This window comes from Micromonospora coerulea, from assembly GCF_016598485.1.
Classification (GTDB): Bacteria; Actinomycetota; Actinomycetes; order Mycobacteriales; family Micromonosporaceae; genus Micromonospora; species Micromonospora coerulea.
Genome location: NZ_JAEMUW010000002.1, coordinates 402,075 through 414,207 on the forward strand (window position 1 = coordinate 402,075; position 12,133 = coordinate 414,207).

Annotated in this window: 12 protein-coding genes; 7 read left to right on the forward strand and 5 right to left on the reverse strand. The window is 70.4% G+C overall.

Annotation, left to right across the window (positions count from 1 at the left end):
• Positions 1–229: 229 nt before the first annotated feature.
• Together I8N68_RS04305 and I8N68_RS04310 are read left to right on the forward strand one after the other, a co-directional pair.
• Positions 230–718, forward strand: coding sequence for a hypothetical protein (locus tag I8N68_RS04305; RefSeq protein WP_200207892.1), 489 nt, complete (start codon positions 230–232; stop codon positions 716–718).
• Between the two features lie 40 nt (positions 719–758).
• On the forward strand, positions 759–1,160 hold the full coding sequence (locus I8N68_RS04310; protein WP_200207894.1) for a type II toxin-antitoxin system VapC family toxin: 402 nt from the start codon (positions 759–761) through the stop codon (positions 1,158–1,160).
• Between the two features lie 169 nt (positions 1,161–1,329).
• On the opposite strand, the gene I8N68_RS04315 is transcribed toward I8N68_RS04310, so the two are convergent.
• Positions 1,330–2,208, reverse strand: coding sequence for a dihydrodipicolinate synthase family protein (locus I8N68_RS04315; RefSeq protein WP_200207903.1), 879 nt, complete (start codon positions 2,206–2,208; stop codon positions 1,330–1,332).
• 70 nt (positions 2,209–2,278) lie between these two features.
• Between I8N68_RS04315 and I8N68_RS04320 the strand changes: the two genes are divergently transcribed.
• Positions 2,279–3,169, forward strand: coding sequence for a LysR family transcriptional regulator (locus I8N68_RS04320; protein ID WP_200207906.1), 891 nt, complete (start codon positions 2,279–2,281; stop codon positions 3,167–3,169).
• Positions 3,170–3,403: 234 nt separating this feature from the next.
• Positions 3,404–3,853: an iron chaperone gene (locus tag I8N68_RS04325; RefSeq protein ID WP_200207909.1), complete on the forward strand. Its 450-nt coding sequence runs from the start codon at positions 3,404–3,406 to the stop codon at positions 3,851–3,853.
• Between the two features lie 419 nt (positions 3,854–4,272).
• Here I8N68_RS04325 and I8N68_RS04330 read toward each other — a convergent pair whose 3' ends face one another.
• The 3 genes from I8N68_RS04330 to I8N68_RS04340 all read right to left on the reverse strand — a co-directional run bounded on the left by I8N68_RS04330 (position 4,273) and on the right by I8N68_RS04340 (position 5,641).
• Complete coding sequence (locus tag I8N68_RS04330) at positions 4,273–4,443, reverse strand: hypothetical protein (RefSeq protein WP_200207911.1); 171 nt, start codon at positions 4,441–4,443, stop codon at positions 4,273–4,275.
• A 90-nt stretch (positions 4,444–4,533) separates the two neighbouring features.
• Positions 4,534–4,689: a hypothetical protein gene (locus I8N68_RS04335; RefSeq protein WP_200207915.1), complete on the reverse strand. Its 156-nt coding sequence runs from the start codon at positions 4,687–4,689 to the stop codon at positions 4,534–4,536.
• Positions 4,690–4,942: 253 nt separating this feature from the next.
• On the reverse strand, positions 4,943–5,641 hold the full coding sequence (locus I8N68_RS04340; protein WP_234038693.1) for a GAF and ANTAR domain-containing protein: 699 nt from the start codon (positions 5,639–5,641) through the stop codon (positions 4,943–4,945).
• 836 nt (positions 5,642–6,477) lie between these two features.
• On the opposite strand from I8N68_RS04340, the gene I8N68_RS04345 reads away from it, so the two are divergent.
• The 3 genes from I8N68_RS04345 to I8N68_RS04355 all read left to right on the forward strand — a co-directional run bounded on the left by I8N68_RS04345 (position 6,478) and on the right by I8N68_RS04355 (position 10,762).
• The gene (locus I8N68_RS04345) at positions 6,478–6,840 is read left to right on the forward strand and encodes a hypothetical protein (protein WP_200207919.1); all 363 of its coding nucleotides are present in this window, start codon (positions 6,478–6,480) and stop codon (positions 6,838–6,840) included.
• A 44-nt stretch (positions 6,841–6,884) separates the two neighbouring features.
• Positions 6,885–8,114, forward strand: a complete 1,230-nt coding sequence (locus I8N68_RS04350; protein ID WP_200207921.1) for a cytochrome P450 — start codon at positions 6,885–6,887, stop codon at positions 8,112–8,114.
• A 377-nt stretch (positions 8,115–8,491) separates the two neighbouring features.
• On the forward strand, positions 8,492–10,762 hold the full coding sequence (locus I8N68_RS04355; RefSeq protein WP_200207923.1) for a hypothetical protein: 2,271 nt from the start codon (positions 8,492–8,494) through the stop codon (positions 10,760–10,762).
• A gap of 112 nt (positions 10,763–10,874) precedes the next feature.
• On the opposite strand, the gene I8N68_RS04360 is transcribed toward I8N68_RS04355, so the two are convergent.
• Positions 10,875–11,948 carry an FUSC family protein gene (locus tag I8N68_RS04360; RefSeq protein ID WP_307812575.1) on the reverse strand — a complete coding sequence of 358 codons (1,074 nt, stop codon included), beginning with the start codon at positions 11,946–11,948 and terminating at the stop codon, positions 10,875–10,877.
• Positions 11,949–12,133: the final 185 nt, after the last annotated feature.

Sequence of the window (12,133 nt, forward strand, 5' to 3'; positions counted from 1 at the left end):
TAGGCACCCGGGTGGGCCGAGCAGGACGTGAAGAGGCCCGCCGAGACCAGATGCACGCTCCATGCGCTTGGTCGGTCGTTGGCTGCTCGGCGGGTGCGGAACTCCGACCATGCCAAGTTGCGGAAGTCGTTCCGGCCGGTGCGATCATGCTTGCGGACGAAGGTGCGAGTGAGATGACACCGTTCGTGCAGCGACGAAGTACGCGGCGATGCACGGCAGGCGGAGCGTGATGATTACAGGACACGACACGGTCTTCGTGACCGGCGCACCCGTCGATGCCGGCATCCGGGCGATGCTGGACGCTCTTCATCGCCAATGGCCCAACATGCTGGTTGCGGTCAGCGGGGTTGCCGACGGCGTGTTCCTACCCTGGCTGACGTCGCGTAACGACGTACCGGCTGGCACAGGCGAGCTGCTCGTCGCGCGTGATGCCCATATGGAACAGCGTTGGGATGAGGTCGGCTACTCGCTCATGGAGTACGACGAGGGACCATTCGCGGTGCTCTACCAACCATCCGGTCGGACCGCGGTCGAGATCCAAGTCGACGAGGACCCATATGGCCGGTCCAGATCCGGATTCGAGCCACACTCGGCGACGTTGGTCACCGCCGGCCTGTCACTCGTCACGGTGGTGACGCCGGACCTCGAAAGTCCGTTCAGCCGGCGGATCCTCGATGCGCTCAGGCAAGCGCTGATCAGCCAGACCCGTCACACCTGATGCATTGTTGTCCGATGACGTCCCAACCATGCAGAGGGGGATGACCTTGACCAAGTTTGTGATCGGTCCGGACGTGGCTCTTCGCCTGGCCCGCGACGAGGCCGTGATCCCCGACGAGCACCGGCTCCTGGCTCCGACACTTCTTCGCTCGCAGGTGCTGTCGCTGCTCTACCGAGCAGTTCGCCAAGGTGAGCTGAGCAGGAAGGACGCCGATCGCCGGCTCAACTACGTGCGCGGCCTGCAGATGCGACTGCTCGGAGATCGTGTCCTCCAGAACGTCGCCTGGAAGATCGCCGACCAGCTCGGGTGGCCCGACACGCTCCACGCCGAGTACATCGCGCTGACCCAGCTCCAAGCCGACGCGTTCATCACGCTCGACGCCGAGCTCGCCCACGCTGTGGAGGGCCTGGTGATGGTCGCACCCATCGAAGCGCTGTCCTGATCGAGAGGCGGCGGCAAGCGCGGTGAGATCGAGCGCTGCTGCCAGAGGCTCCTCGTGAACAGCATGCTCCATTTCCGCGAGGGCCGGTCTCCCGTGGGCCGGCCCTCGCCGCGTTCAATGACCTGCCCTCCGGGAAGCGGAGGCCGGAACGTGCCGCACCTGCTCAGCCTCACGCGGACATGGCGACCGTCTCGTCGACGTACCGCAGGGCCCGCGCGGTGGTCTCGGGCCCAGCGGGCAGCAACGGCGGGCGGACGTCCGGCTTCGGGATGCGGCCCTGGGCGTGCAGGACCGCCTTGACCACAGACGGGTTCGGCTCGGCGAAGAGCGCCGCGGACAGCCCGGCGAGCCGGTGGCCGAGCGGCCGGGCGCGGGCCACGTCGCCCGCCAGCCAGGCCGCGACCAGCGCGGCGAACTCGGCGGTGGCGAGATGCGCGGAGGCCAGGATGCCGCCGTGCGCGCCGAGGGCCAGCAGGGGCGAGACGAGCGCGTCGTCGCCGCCGAGCACGGCGAAGTCCGGTGGCACGTCGGCGAGGAAGGCGACCGTTTCCGCGTCGATCCCGCCCGCGGCGTACTTGATCCCCGCCACGCCGGGCAGCTCGGCCAGCCGGCGCAGCGCGCCGGCCGAGAGCGGCTGCCCCGTCCGGTACGGCACGTGGTAGACGACCAACGGCACCGGGGACGCCGTGGCCAGGCGGGCGAAGTGGGCGAGCACCCCGGCCTCGCCGGGCCGCAGGAACGGCGGCACCAGGCAGAGCGCAGCCGCCACCTCCGGCCGGCCGGCGAGGCCCCGCAGCGCCTCGACGGTGTGCGCACCCACCAGCAGCGGGGCACGACGGTCGCGGCACACCGAAGCGACCACGTCGATCACCACCCGCCGCTCTGCGTCGTCGAGAGTGTCCGGTTCGCCGGTGGTGCCGAGGGCCACCAGGCCGGCCGCGCCCGCGTCCAGCACCTGGTGAGCGAGTGCGGCCAGCACGTCGGCGGCGACGGCTCCCCGCTCGGTGTACGGGGTGATCAGCGGAACGTAGAGCCCGGTCGGTGTCATGCCTCCAGCGTGCGTCCCGAGATAGTGAAGAACCAGTTCCGATTCCTCACCTCATCCGTAAGCTCAACTTATGCTCGAGGTCCGTCGCCTGCGCCTGCTTCGGGACCTGGCCCGGCTCGGCACGATCGCCGCCGTCGCCGAGGCGCACACCTACACCCCGTCGGCGGTGTCCCAGCAGCTCGCCGCGCTCCAGCGGGCGGCCGGGGTGACGCTCCTGCAACGCGTCGGGCGCCGGGTCACCCTTACCCCCACCGGGCAGGCGCTCGTACGGCATGCCGAGGTCGTCCTCGCCGCCTTGGAGGCGGCCGACGCGACGCTGGCGGCCGCGCGGGGCGGGCTCTCCGGCGCGGTACGCATCGGCGCGTTCCCCAGCGCCGTCCGTACCCTGCTGCCGGCGACGCTGGTCACGCTGGCCCGGGACCACCCGGCGCTCGACCTCATGGTCACCGAGCTGGACCCGGTGGCCGTACCGGCCGCGCTGCGGGAGCGCCGCCTCGACGTGGCGCTCGTGCACGACTACGACATCGTGCCGAGCGAGCCCGATCCGGCGCTCGACACGGTCCCGCTGCTGGAGGAGCCTGTCCTCCTCGCCGTACCCGCCAACAACGCCGTGGCTGGGGAACCGCTGGACGCTGCAAGAGACGCGAACTGGATCCTCGGCAGCCCCGGCACGCTCTGCCACACCTTGGCGCTGCACGCCTGCCAGGTCGCCGGGTTCACGCCGCGGGTGCGGCACCACGCCGACGACTTCGACGCCGCGCTCGCCCTGGTCGCCGCCGGCCAGGGAGTCGCCCTGGTCCCGGAGCTGGCGGCCGGCCAACCACCCCCGGCGGTACACCTCCTGCCGCTGGGCCTACGCCGGCGAACAGGGGTTGCGTACCGGAAGGGGGCGGGCGAGCATCCCGCGGTGGCCGCCTGCGTCGCGGCGCTGACGGCCACCGCCGCTAGCCTGCGGCAGTGACCTCGGCCAGGTCGACCGCGTTGACGAACGCGACGAGGACGGGCTCGGTGGCCGGTCCAATGGGAGCAGCTCGCCGGTGCGGGCTTCGGCCAGTGTCGGCGGACAGTACTCAAACGCCTCGTCTGGGCCTCCGATCCGATCAGGATTCGAGAAGCGCCAGGGTGTCGTCGGGCCTAGCCTTCTCCCAGATAGTCGGCATCACGCCGAGCCTTTAACGGCGAAGGGGATCCGAGAATGTCCGCAGAGAAGTCCAAGACCGGGTCCGACGGCTTCAGCCCCGAGGAGCGTGCCGCGATGAAGGAGCGCGCCGCCGAGCTGCGCGCCGAGGGCAAAAAGGGCGCCAAGAAGGCCGACGGGCTGCAAGCGGTCCTCGACAGGATCGCGCAGATGGCGCCGGAAGATCGGGCGCTCGCCGAGCGCGTGCATGTGACGGTGACCGATGCCGCCCCGGAGCTGTCGCCAAAGACCTGGTACGGGATGCCCGCTTACGAGAACGCGGACGGCAAGATCGTCGTCTTCTTCCAGGACTCGGGCAAGTTCAACTACCGGTACTCGACGCTGGGCTTCCAGGACACGGCCAACCTCGACGACGGGGACATGTGGCCGGTGTCGTACGCGCTCCAGAAGTGGAGCCCCGTGGTAGAGAAGAAGGTCGTCGAGCTGGTGAAGGCTGCGGTCTCCTGACCGTTGCCACGACCGCCGCAGAGCACGAGTGGCTCTCGGTTGGCGGTTCGGACGGCTCCGCCTCAGCACTCGCCGTCACGACCCACCCTCCCACATCTCTTTCTGGCACGGGTGAACGACGGCACCGACAGCAGCGGATCCGGATACCTGCAAGATGCGCTGCTTCATGACGGACGGCGCGGACCTGCGCGCGGGCCAGGTCGTAGTCCTTCGCGACACTCGCGACAGCCGTCGCGGTCAGCGGCGCGATGCCGGGCTGGACCCGCCCCTGGTAGTCGCGGTAGTGCACGACGCGGTGGACAAGCGGGGGCATCAGGGGCTCCAGCCGATGTCCGGCAACCGCGGCCTGCTCGATCATCCACGCCCGGCGGGACGGTCCCAGGTCTGCCATCCATACCAGCGCAGCCCTCGCCCGCCGCTCACGCAACCACGCCGGGCGACTGAGCGACCGTACTGAACAGCGGGAAGGTGTTGTTGTCCCAGACGTCCGCGATCTCGGCGATAGCCTGCCGGTCGAAGCGGCGGCCATCGGCTGCCAACTCCCCGATGCGGGCCACCGGGCGGTCCAGCAGCGCGGCGAACATCGGCATGACAGCTGCCCAGGTCATGACCGCGAAGCCTAATACCGCAACGGCAGTCAGAGTGGTGACCCAGGAGGCTTTGCTCCTGCCGGACCCCGATTAGTTGTACAGCCAGATGGCGGCACAGCCGAAACACAGCGCGAGCAGCACGGCCGAGGCGAGCAGCAGCACGAGCAGCGTGAGCAGTTTGCTGCGTGCCGTCGCCGCGGTCGCCTCCGGCGGCGGACTGCCGTCGGTGGACTCGGGGTCGGGCACGTCGTGATCATGTCAGACCGGGGATTCGTGGATCTAGACGGCAGTGGTCAGGGGTAGCCGCGTCGTCGGTAGTGGCAGTTACGGCCTTGATGTTGGCGTCGTCGGCGCCCTCACATCGGGTAACCGTCGAGCGCCACCGCACGCCGTCACGCACTAGGCCGCCCGGTCTGTCGAAGGCGTTTTGGGGGCTGGTTTCCAGCGCATGGTCCACCGCCGGCCGAGCCTTCGCTGATGTGCGCCGAGCCCGGCCGCTCTACGGTGTGGGGGGTCCCGCGGCTTTGGCGACGAGGGCCGCCGCGACATCGCGGAGTTTGCTGTTGGTGTCCTGCGACAGCTTGGCGAGGATGGCAAAGGCTTCATCAGGGGTGCATCGTCGCTCGCCCATGATGATGCCTTTGGCCTGTTCGATGACGGCCCGGTTCGCCATGGCGGCCTGCATGTGCCTGGCCAAGGTCGCCTGAGTGTCGTAGAGGTGGATGTTGGCAAGGGCCACGGCGGCGTACCCGGCGAACGTCTGGGCCAGGGTCGTCGCTTCCTCGTCGAAGGCATCGGGCTTGGTGGCGTAGATGTTCAGCGCGCCGGTGACTTTCTCCTGCACCGGCAGGCCGATCGACAGGGAGCTGTTGGCGCCCGCTCCCAGGGCCCGCTTCGTCCAGTTCGGCCATCGGCTCTCGTTGGACATGTTCGAGACCAGCACGCTCTCCGTGGCGACCGACGCGTCCAGGCAGGGTCCCTGGCCTTGCTCGTACTGCCACTCGTCGAGGGCGATCGCCAGCTCGCCGGTAAAGGCGGCGGTGTGTGCGTCGTCCCCTCGGATCAAGGTGACGGAAACTTCACTGGCACCCGGGATTGTGCACTTGGCCAGCTCGGCGATCTTCGCCAGCACCGTGTCTAGATCAGCTTCGTCGAGCTTGATCCTGCCCAGCTCAGCGAATGCGTTGTTCGGATCCATGGGTTGGATGTGAGCCATGACGGTGTGTCCTTACAAAAAGGAAGGCACATCACCGGAACCGAGAGTGGTCGCCGGACGGCATGCGATGGTCACTGCAGGACCCTCGGGGAAGGCTCCAGGACCCGCGCCGCATTGTTGACGCCGGTTCGTCGACGTCGTCAGGCGCCGACCACAGGTGTTCAGCCTACGCCGGGTCACGCTCAAGCCGACACCGTCACCATGCGGCGGCCTCGTCGTGTGATCACCGGGCACGAGCCAGCAGGGGAAGTTTCGTGCCATTCGCGTGCAAAGCACAGGCGAACGCGGGCAAGAGGGGCACATTCAGGGTCAACCGCGCACCCGGGCTCCCCTGCGACGCAAAGCAGACCGCGCTTTCGATCCCGCGCTCCTGCAGCTGGCCAAACGCCATGTGACCCGGGCGGGGGCCGAATCACCGACCTTCCGGCTTGCTCCCAGGCGGCCATTAGGCCGTCGGGCCAGTACCGGCGAGCTACAACCGTCAGGAGCACGCAGGCAGGTGGTCGGCGTAGAAGTGTGTATCCCTAGGTAGGTACGGATGAACGTGGCAGGTGCGGACGACGTTGGCTCGGCCGCCGATGTCGCTGAGGCGGTTCCTGAGCTGGTAGCTGGGTCCGCTGATGACGACGACGTCGCAATAAGGGTAGGAGGCGAACGAGGATGGGCGCGGCCCGCCGGAAGATGACGATGACCGGCCACTGGGAGGTGCTGCACGTCGCGCCCCGCCGGCTCCTCGGGCGTCCGCCGTTGGAGGAATGACGTCGACCGGGGTGGGCAATCGGCCCGGGTACCGGCGGACGAGACCAGTGAGGTGCGCGATGGCAGGCAGCAGCGGCCGGGGGGACGAGCAGCAGCCGGAGGCAGCGACCCCGTGGGTCACCCGGGACGGCTTCGACGCGGACCCGCCGTGGGGCGCGGGCGAGGATGATCCGATGGACGAGGGCAGCGAGGAGACCGCCGTACCCGAGGGGCGCCGGGGCGAGCTGCGCGCCGGTGCGCCCGCCGGCCCGTCGGGCCGCGCGGGCCGGCACGGGTTAGGGCCGGTCGAGCCCACTCGTACGCCAATGGCAGGTCCCGGCGCGCCCCCGGACCCGGCGCCGTCACGCCGGTCGTTTCCCGACGACGCGGACATCGACTTCCAGTCGGAGGACGCGCTGCGCACGCGCGGCCGGCGGTCCTGAGTGAGGCCAGGTTTGAGCCGCCCCGAGACGGGCACGACCAGCTGATGTGGCCCCCGACCCGCCTGGACAGCACCCTGCCGCTCGCGCTGGAGGGCTACGCATGGCTGCCCAACCGGCTGCGCCGCGCCGACTCGGACGTGCTGGCCACCCGGTTGCTCGGGCAACGGGCCGTCGCCCTGCACGGGCCCGAGGCGGCCCGCTTCTTCTACGACGAGCGGCACATCCGGCGCCACGGCGCCATCCCGGAGGCGGTGCGGGGGACCCTCCTCGGCAGAGGCGCCGTGCACACCCTCGACGGTGACGCGCACCGCGTCCGCAAGGCGATGTTCCTGGCGTTGCTGACCGGTGGTGGTGTCGAGGACCTGGTCGCGCGGACCGAGGCGGCCTGGGACGCGGCGGCTCGTTCCTGGGCCGGCCGGCGGGTGATGCTCTTCGACGAGACTGCCCGGGTGCTCACCCGGGCGGTCTGCGACTGGACCGGAGTGCCCCTGCCGGGCGCGGAGGTGTCCGGTCTCGCCGCCGACCTGGTGGCGATGGTGGACGGCTTCGCCACGGCGGGGCCGCGGCACTGGCGGGCCCGCCTGGCTCGGGGTCGCCGGGAGCGGTGGTTGACCGACCTCATGCAGCGGGTACGGCACGACGACGCGGTGGTGCCCGAGGAGTCCGCGGTGGCGGCCGTCGCCCGACACCGGGACGCCGACGGCTGGCCGCTCGACCCACGGACCGGCGCAGTCGAGGTACTCAACATCGTCCGGCCGACCGTCGCCGTGACGTGGTTCGTGGCGTTCACCGGGCACGCCCTGCACCGCTGGCCGGCATACCGGGAGCGGCTGGCCGGTGGCGACCCCGCGTTCGCGGAGGCGTTCGCGCACGAGGTCCGCCGGTTCTACCCGTTCGCCCCGTTCGTCGGTGGCCGTGCGGTGACGGACCTGACCTGGCGCGGCGTACGGATCCCGGCGCGCACCATGGTGCTGCTCGACCTGTACGGGCAGAACCACGACCCCCGGGTCTGGCCGGACCCGTACCGGTTCGAGCCGGAGCGGTACGTGGGCCGGGAGATCGGACCGTTCGAGCTGGTGCCCCAGGGTGGTGGGGACCCGCGTACCGGGCACCGCTGCCCGGGCGAGGCGATCACGGTGGCGCTGCTGCGGTCGCTCGCCGTGCGGCTGGCCCGCCTTGACCACCGGGTGCCCCCGCAGGACCTCCGGATCGCCCTGCACCGCATCCCGGCCCGCCCGGCCAGCGGGGTCCTTGTCGACGTACCGCCGGTCTGAGCGCTGGTGACCCAGCCGAGTGCGCCGGACTGGCTGCGCCGTTCGGGCTCAGACCCTGGCCGTCCTCACCGCAGGGACCGACGGGTCGGACGACACCGGCCGGCCGCGGTCGTCGACCGTGCCGGGGGTTCATTCTGCCGGAGTGCGCCTCCTGCGCCTCCCGGGTCGCGCGCCGCCGCCACCGACATCCCCTGCCGAGGTCATCACGGGCGAAGACGTCCGGGCCGGCGACGTTGCGCCGTGCCGGGCGGCACTTGTCCCGCGTCCCGGGGTTAGACCCGGTCGGGTGGGGTAGACGCGTCCGCCACGCGGGTGGCGGGACCAATCTCGGCAGCCCGCCACCTGCGGTGGGGCTGCCGAGATGCCTCGGAGGGTCGATGTCAGATGGATCAGCGGGGTTGAGCGGCCCGGCGACGCCGGACGACGTGGTGGAGTTACGGGTGCACGGGATCGCCGCCGCAGGTGCCGGCCAGGTGTTGGACCAGCCGCACGTGCAGCAGGTCGCGGGGGATCGCAGCGCGGGCTTCTACCGGCCACGACCCCGTTGCCCGCATGCCAGCGACGCGGGCGGGGTTATCCGGGAGGCGTACCGATGGAGTGACCTGCCCTCCGGCACTGCGGTTCGGACCCTGTCGTTGGTGTTCCTGCTGCCGTTCATGCTGCTCAACATGGCGATCTGGATGCGACCGGGAGACCCGGCTTCCGATGCGGTGGTCAGATCTCTGTGCCGGGTGCTGGGCCTCACCCTGACCGCGCTGTACGTGCTTGCCGCCGTCGGCGTCGCGCTGGACCTGGTCGCCTGGCAGTGCCTGTCCTCCTCGGCCTGTCTGTCTGGTCGTAGCTGGCTGTCCTGGCTGGGTGAACGCCCCACCGGGTTGCGGCTGACGGTGCTCGCGCTGGTCCCGGCCGCCGCCATCGCCCTGATCTGGCGGGTCAGCACGCGCCCGGGACGGTCGTTCACGGCGTTCCGCCCGCCGGAACCCACGGTGTCCGGGCATCGGCTCAGCGCGGTCGGCCAGTGGGACGCCGAGCCGCTGGTGGGACGGCTGCGCTCGATCCACGTGGCTGCGGCGTTCGCGACACTGGACGGCAGCCTGCTCGCCGCCCGGGCCGCACAGGGCGCCTCAGCCTTCACCATCGTGTTGGCGGTGGCAACGGGGGCCGTCCTGGCCATCTGTGTGGCCCTGCTCTGCATCCCCCCACTGATCGACCGGGCCCCCGAGAACCGGCGGCTCGACGGTGCCGCCCGCCTGCTGCGGACGATCGCCGTCGGTCTCACCATCGTGGTCCCCGCCCACGTCCTGGCCACCCCCACGCGTTGGCACGAAGGGGGTGGCCTGCCCGGCTACGGCTCGACCCTCACCTGGCTGTTCATCGCTCATGCCGGGCTGCTGGCCGCCCTGGCATCCGCGCTGCTGTGGCGCCGGGACCGACAGCCGGGTCACCCGCCGCTGATCGGGCTGGGGGCGCTGGCGACCGCGGCCGTGGCCGCAGCTTTCGGGGTGGCGTTCTCCGCCGAACTCGTCCACCGGGTGGCCGACTTCCTGGACCGCAACGCATCAACCGCGGAAGACCTGGTCCCCCGCCCACCAGGGGCGTACACCTGGGCGATCTACGGCTTTTTCCGGGCGGCGCTGGTCACGCTGGTCGTCGCCGGCCTGGTGGCCCTGATCTCCCGACGCGGCCGCTCCCGCGCGGCGGCCGCGATCGTCGCGCGCGACTTTCCGGACCCGCCGGCGGAGGCCGCGCCCCGGCTGCGGCAGGTGCAGCAGGCGATCGTCCGGGCCCGGTTCACCGAACTGCTGATCCCGCTGGCCGTGGTCTACGCCTGCCTGGCCGGACTCGGCGCGGCAACCACCGCACTGGACCTGCTCGGGCTGTATCCAGGCGGCACAATCGAGCGGTACGCAGGGGTGCCGGCCGATCTGGTCAACTTCGGCATCGGGATGGGCAGCTACCTGATCGGGGCGACCGTGCTCAGTCTGGTCATCGGCGGAATCTTCGCCTACCGGACCGCCGGGTTCCGCCGCCACGTCGGCGTTCTCTGGGACCTGGCCACCTTCTGGCCTCGCGCCGCCCACCCCTTCGCGCCGCCCTGCTACGCCGAACGGGCCGTGCCGGAGCTGGTACGACGCATCACCTACCTGGTCGAAAGCGGCAACGCCGTCCTGATCGCCGGGTACAGCCACGGCTCCGTACTGGTCACCGCCACCGTCCTGCAACTGCCGCCCCACGTCAGCGGCCGGGTCGCCCTGCTCACCTGTGCCTCACCACTGCGCCGGCTCTACGCCCGGCTCTTCCCCGCCTACATCTACGACGACATGCTGCACGATGTGGGTGGTCGAGTCGGCTGGCGATGGTTGAACCTGTGGCGCGACACCGACCCAATCGGGGGATGGATCTTCTCCGCCCACCGGCCAGACGAGCCGCTCACCGTCACCGGCCCCGCAGCAACGGTGGACCGCCGCTTCCGAGACCCCAGCGACGTGGTCGCCCCACCCGGCGACAGCGTCCCGCCACCGATCAAGGGACACGGGCCCCGTGAGTCCGACGAGCCGTACATCGAGGCGGCGCGCGAGCTGGTCGAGCGCCTCCGCAAGCCGGTGGACCCAGGGCCGCATCCGGCCGACCGACCGGCCGGACAATGAATTCGACGCCTCGGCCTCCCCCGATCGGCTCCTGCCGTTGGTCCCGCTGGCCCGCCTGGCGATCAGAGCCGGCGGGCCGACGCATTCGGCGTCAGGCGCGGGATGATCGACGCTATCGCCCGGTAGTCCTGCTTTGCCGGGCTTGTTGCGACGGATCCGGCAGCCTGCCGAAGGCGCACCGGACCCGGCTGTTGGCTTCCGCTTGGGAGAGGCCGGACGCGACGAGTAGGTCGCTGGCCGTCGTGCGTACCTGGGCGAGGACGACGGTCCCGGAGAAACCAATGTCATCCCCGTACGCTGCGCCTGCATGTTGAACGGCTTGCTGGGCTATCGCCCGCGCCTTGTGCGGCTCTCGTCGAGCGGCAAACTCGTCCCGAAGGGTCCGCACCGCCTCGGCCAGGGCGAGGACCGCGTTGATCATTTCAGCCGGGACTGGCTCCTTGTCTTCAATGACAGTGACAGCTCGACGGATCATTGTCCCGCTGTTGCTCATCGCCCTCTCCAAGGGCTCGGCGGTTCGGGCGTAGTGACTGAGCACACCGTGCCGGTGCCGCCATGACAACGGAGACAGCCGGGTAACCTCCCGTGCGCCCGCCACCGCCTCCCGCAACACCCGTAGTTCCTCCTGGTTACCGCGCAGGCGGCCCCGGGCACGGATCGCCCGCTCGATATCGCGCTCGCACAACGCCTCTGCCGTTTCGGTCAGTTGTTCGACCAGCGTTCGCAGCGCCGGTCCGGCAGCACGCCTGACCACTCTCAACGGGTTGACCGGCAAGAGGATCGCCGTGGCCAGTGCGACACCACCGCCGAGCAGCGCGTCAACGAACCGGGAAAGCTCCAGGTTCGGGGCCTGCGGGCTCAATGTGGTGATCACTACTGCCGTGCTCGCCGTCTGGATCACCACCGCCGCTCGACTGCTGAGTGCAAAGGCGGTGAGGATCGCCATAACGACAACCAGGCCGAGCTGCCAGGGCCCGGTGCCTATGACCGACAGCAGCGCGTCACCAACAAGCACCCCCAGCGCCACACCCACGACCAGCTCGACGATCCGCCGCACCCGCTGCCCTACAGACACGGCCAAAGCCCCGACCGCAGAGAGCGGAGCAAACACGGGACTGGGATTGCCGATCAGTTCGTGCGACAGCAGCCAAGCGGTTACCGCAGCGATGCCCGCCTGTAGGGCCACGATGCCTCCGCCGTACACCCGGACCGCCCGCTCTCGCACCTTGAGCCGTTGGACGAGCCGGTCCTCGGCGGCACCCCGTCCACCCGCCCGCACGAACCGTTCCCAGCGGGAGCCGGGACTCCTCTTCGGGTCTCGGCGCGGTGGCACCTGTTGATGCATGCTGCGCTTTACCCGAAAAGGTGCGC

Coding starts and splice junctions, on each gene's coding strand:
- I8N68_RS04305 (WP_200207892.1), top strand. CDS start 230: ATGATTACAGGACACGACACGGTCTTCGTGACCGGCGCACCCGTCGAT.
- I8N68_RS04310 (WP_200207894.1), top strand. CDS start 759: ATGACCTTGACCAAGTTTGTGATCGGTCCGGACGTGGCTCTTCGCCTG.
- I8N68_RS04315 (WP_200207903.1), bottom strand. CDS start 2,208: ATGACACCGACCGGGCTCTACGTTCCGCTGATCACCCCGTACACCGAG.
- I8N68_RS04320 (WP_200207906.1), top strand. CDS start 2,279: ATGCTCGAGGTCCGTCGCCTGCGCCTGCTTCGGGACCTGGCCCGGCTC.
- I8N68_RS04325 (WP_200207909.1), top strand. CDS start 3,404: ATGTCCGCAGAGAAGTCCAAGACCGGGTCCGACGGCTTCAGCCCCGAG.
- I8N68_RS04330 (WP_200207911.1), bottom strand. CDS start 4,443: ATGCCGATGTTCGCCGCGCTGCTGGACCGCCCGGTGGCCCGCATCGGG.
- I8N68_RS04340 (WP_234038693.1), bottom strand. CDS start 5,641: ATGGATCCGAACAACGCATTCGCTGAGCTGGGCAGGATCAAGCTCGAC.
- I8N68_RS04345 (WP_200207919.1), top strand. CDS start 6,478: ATGGCAGGCAGCAGCGGCCGGGGGGACGAGCAGCAGCCGGAGGCAGCG.
- I8N68_RS04350 (WP_200207921.1), top strand. CDS start 6,885: ATGTGGCCCCCGACCCGCCTGGACAGCACCCTGCCGCTCGCGCTGGAG.
- I8N68_RS04355 (WP_200207923.1), top strand. CDS start 8,492: ATGTCAGATGGATCAGCGGGGTTGAGCGGCCCGGCGACGCCGGACGAC.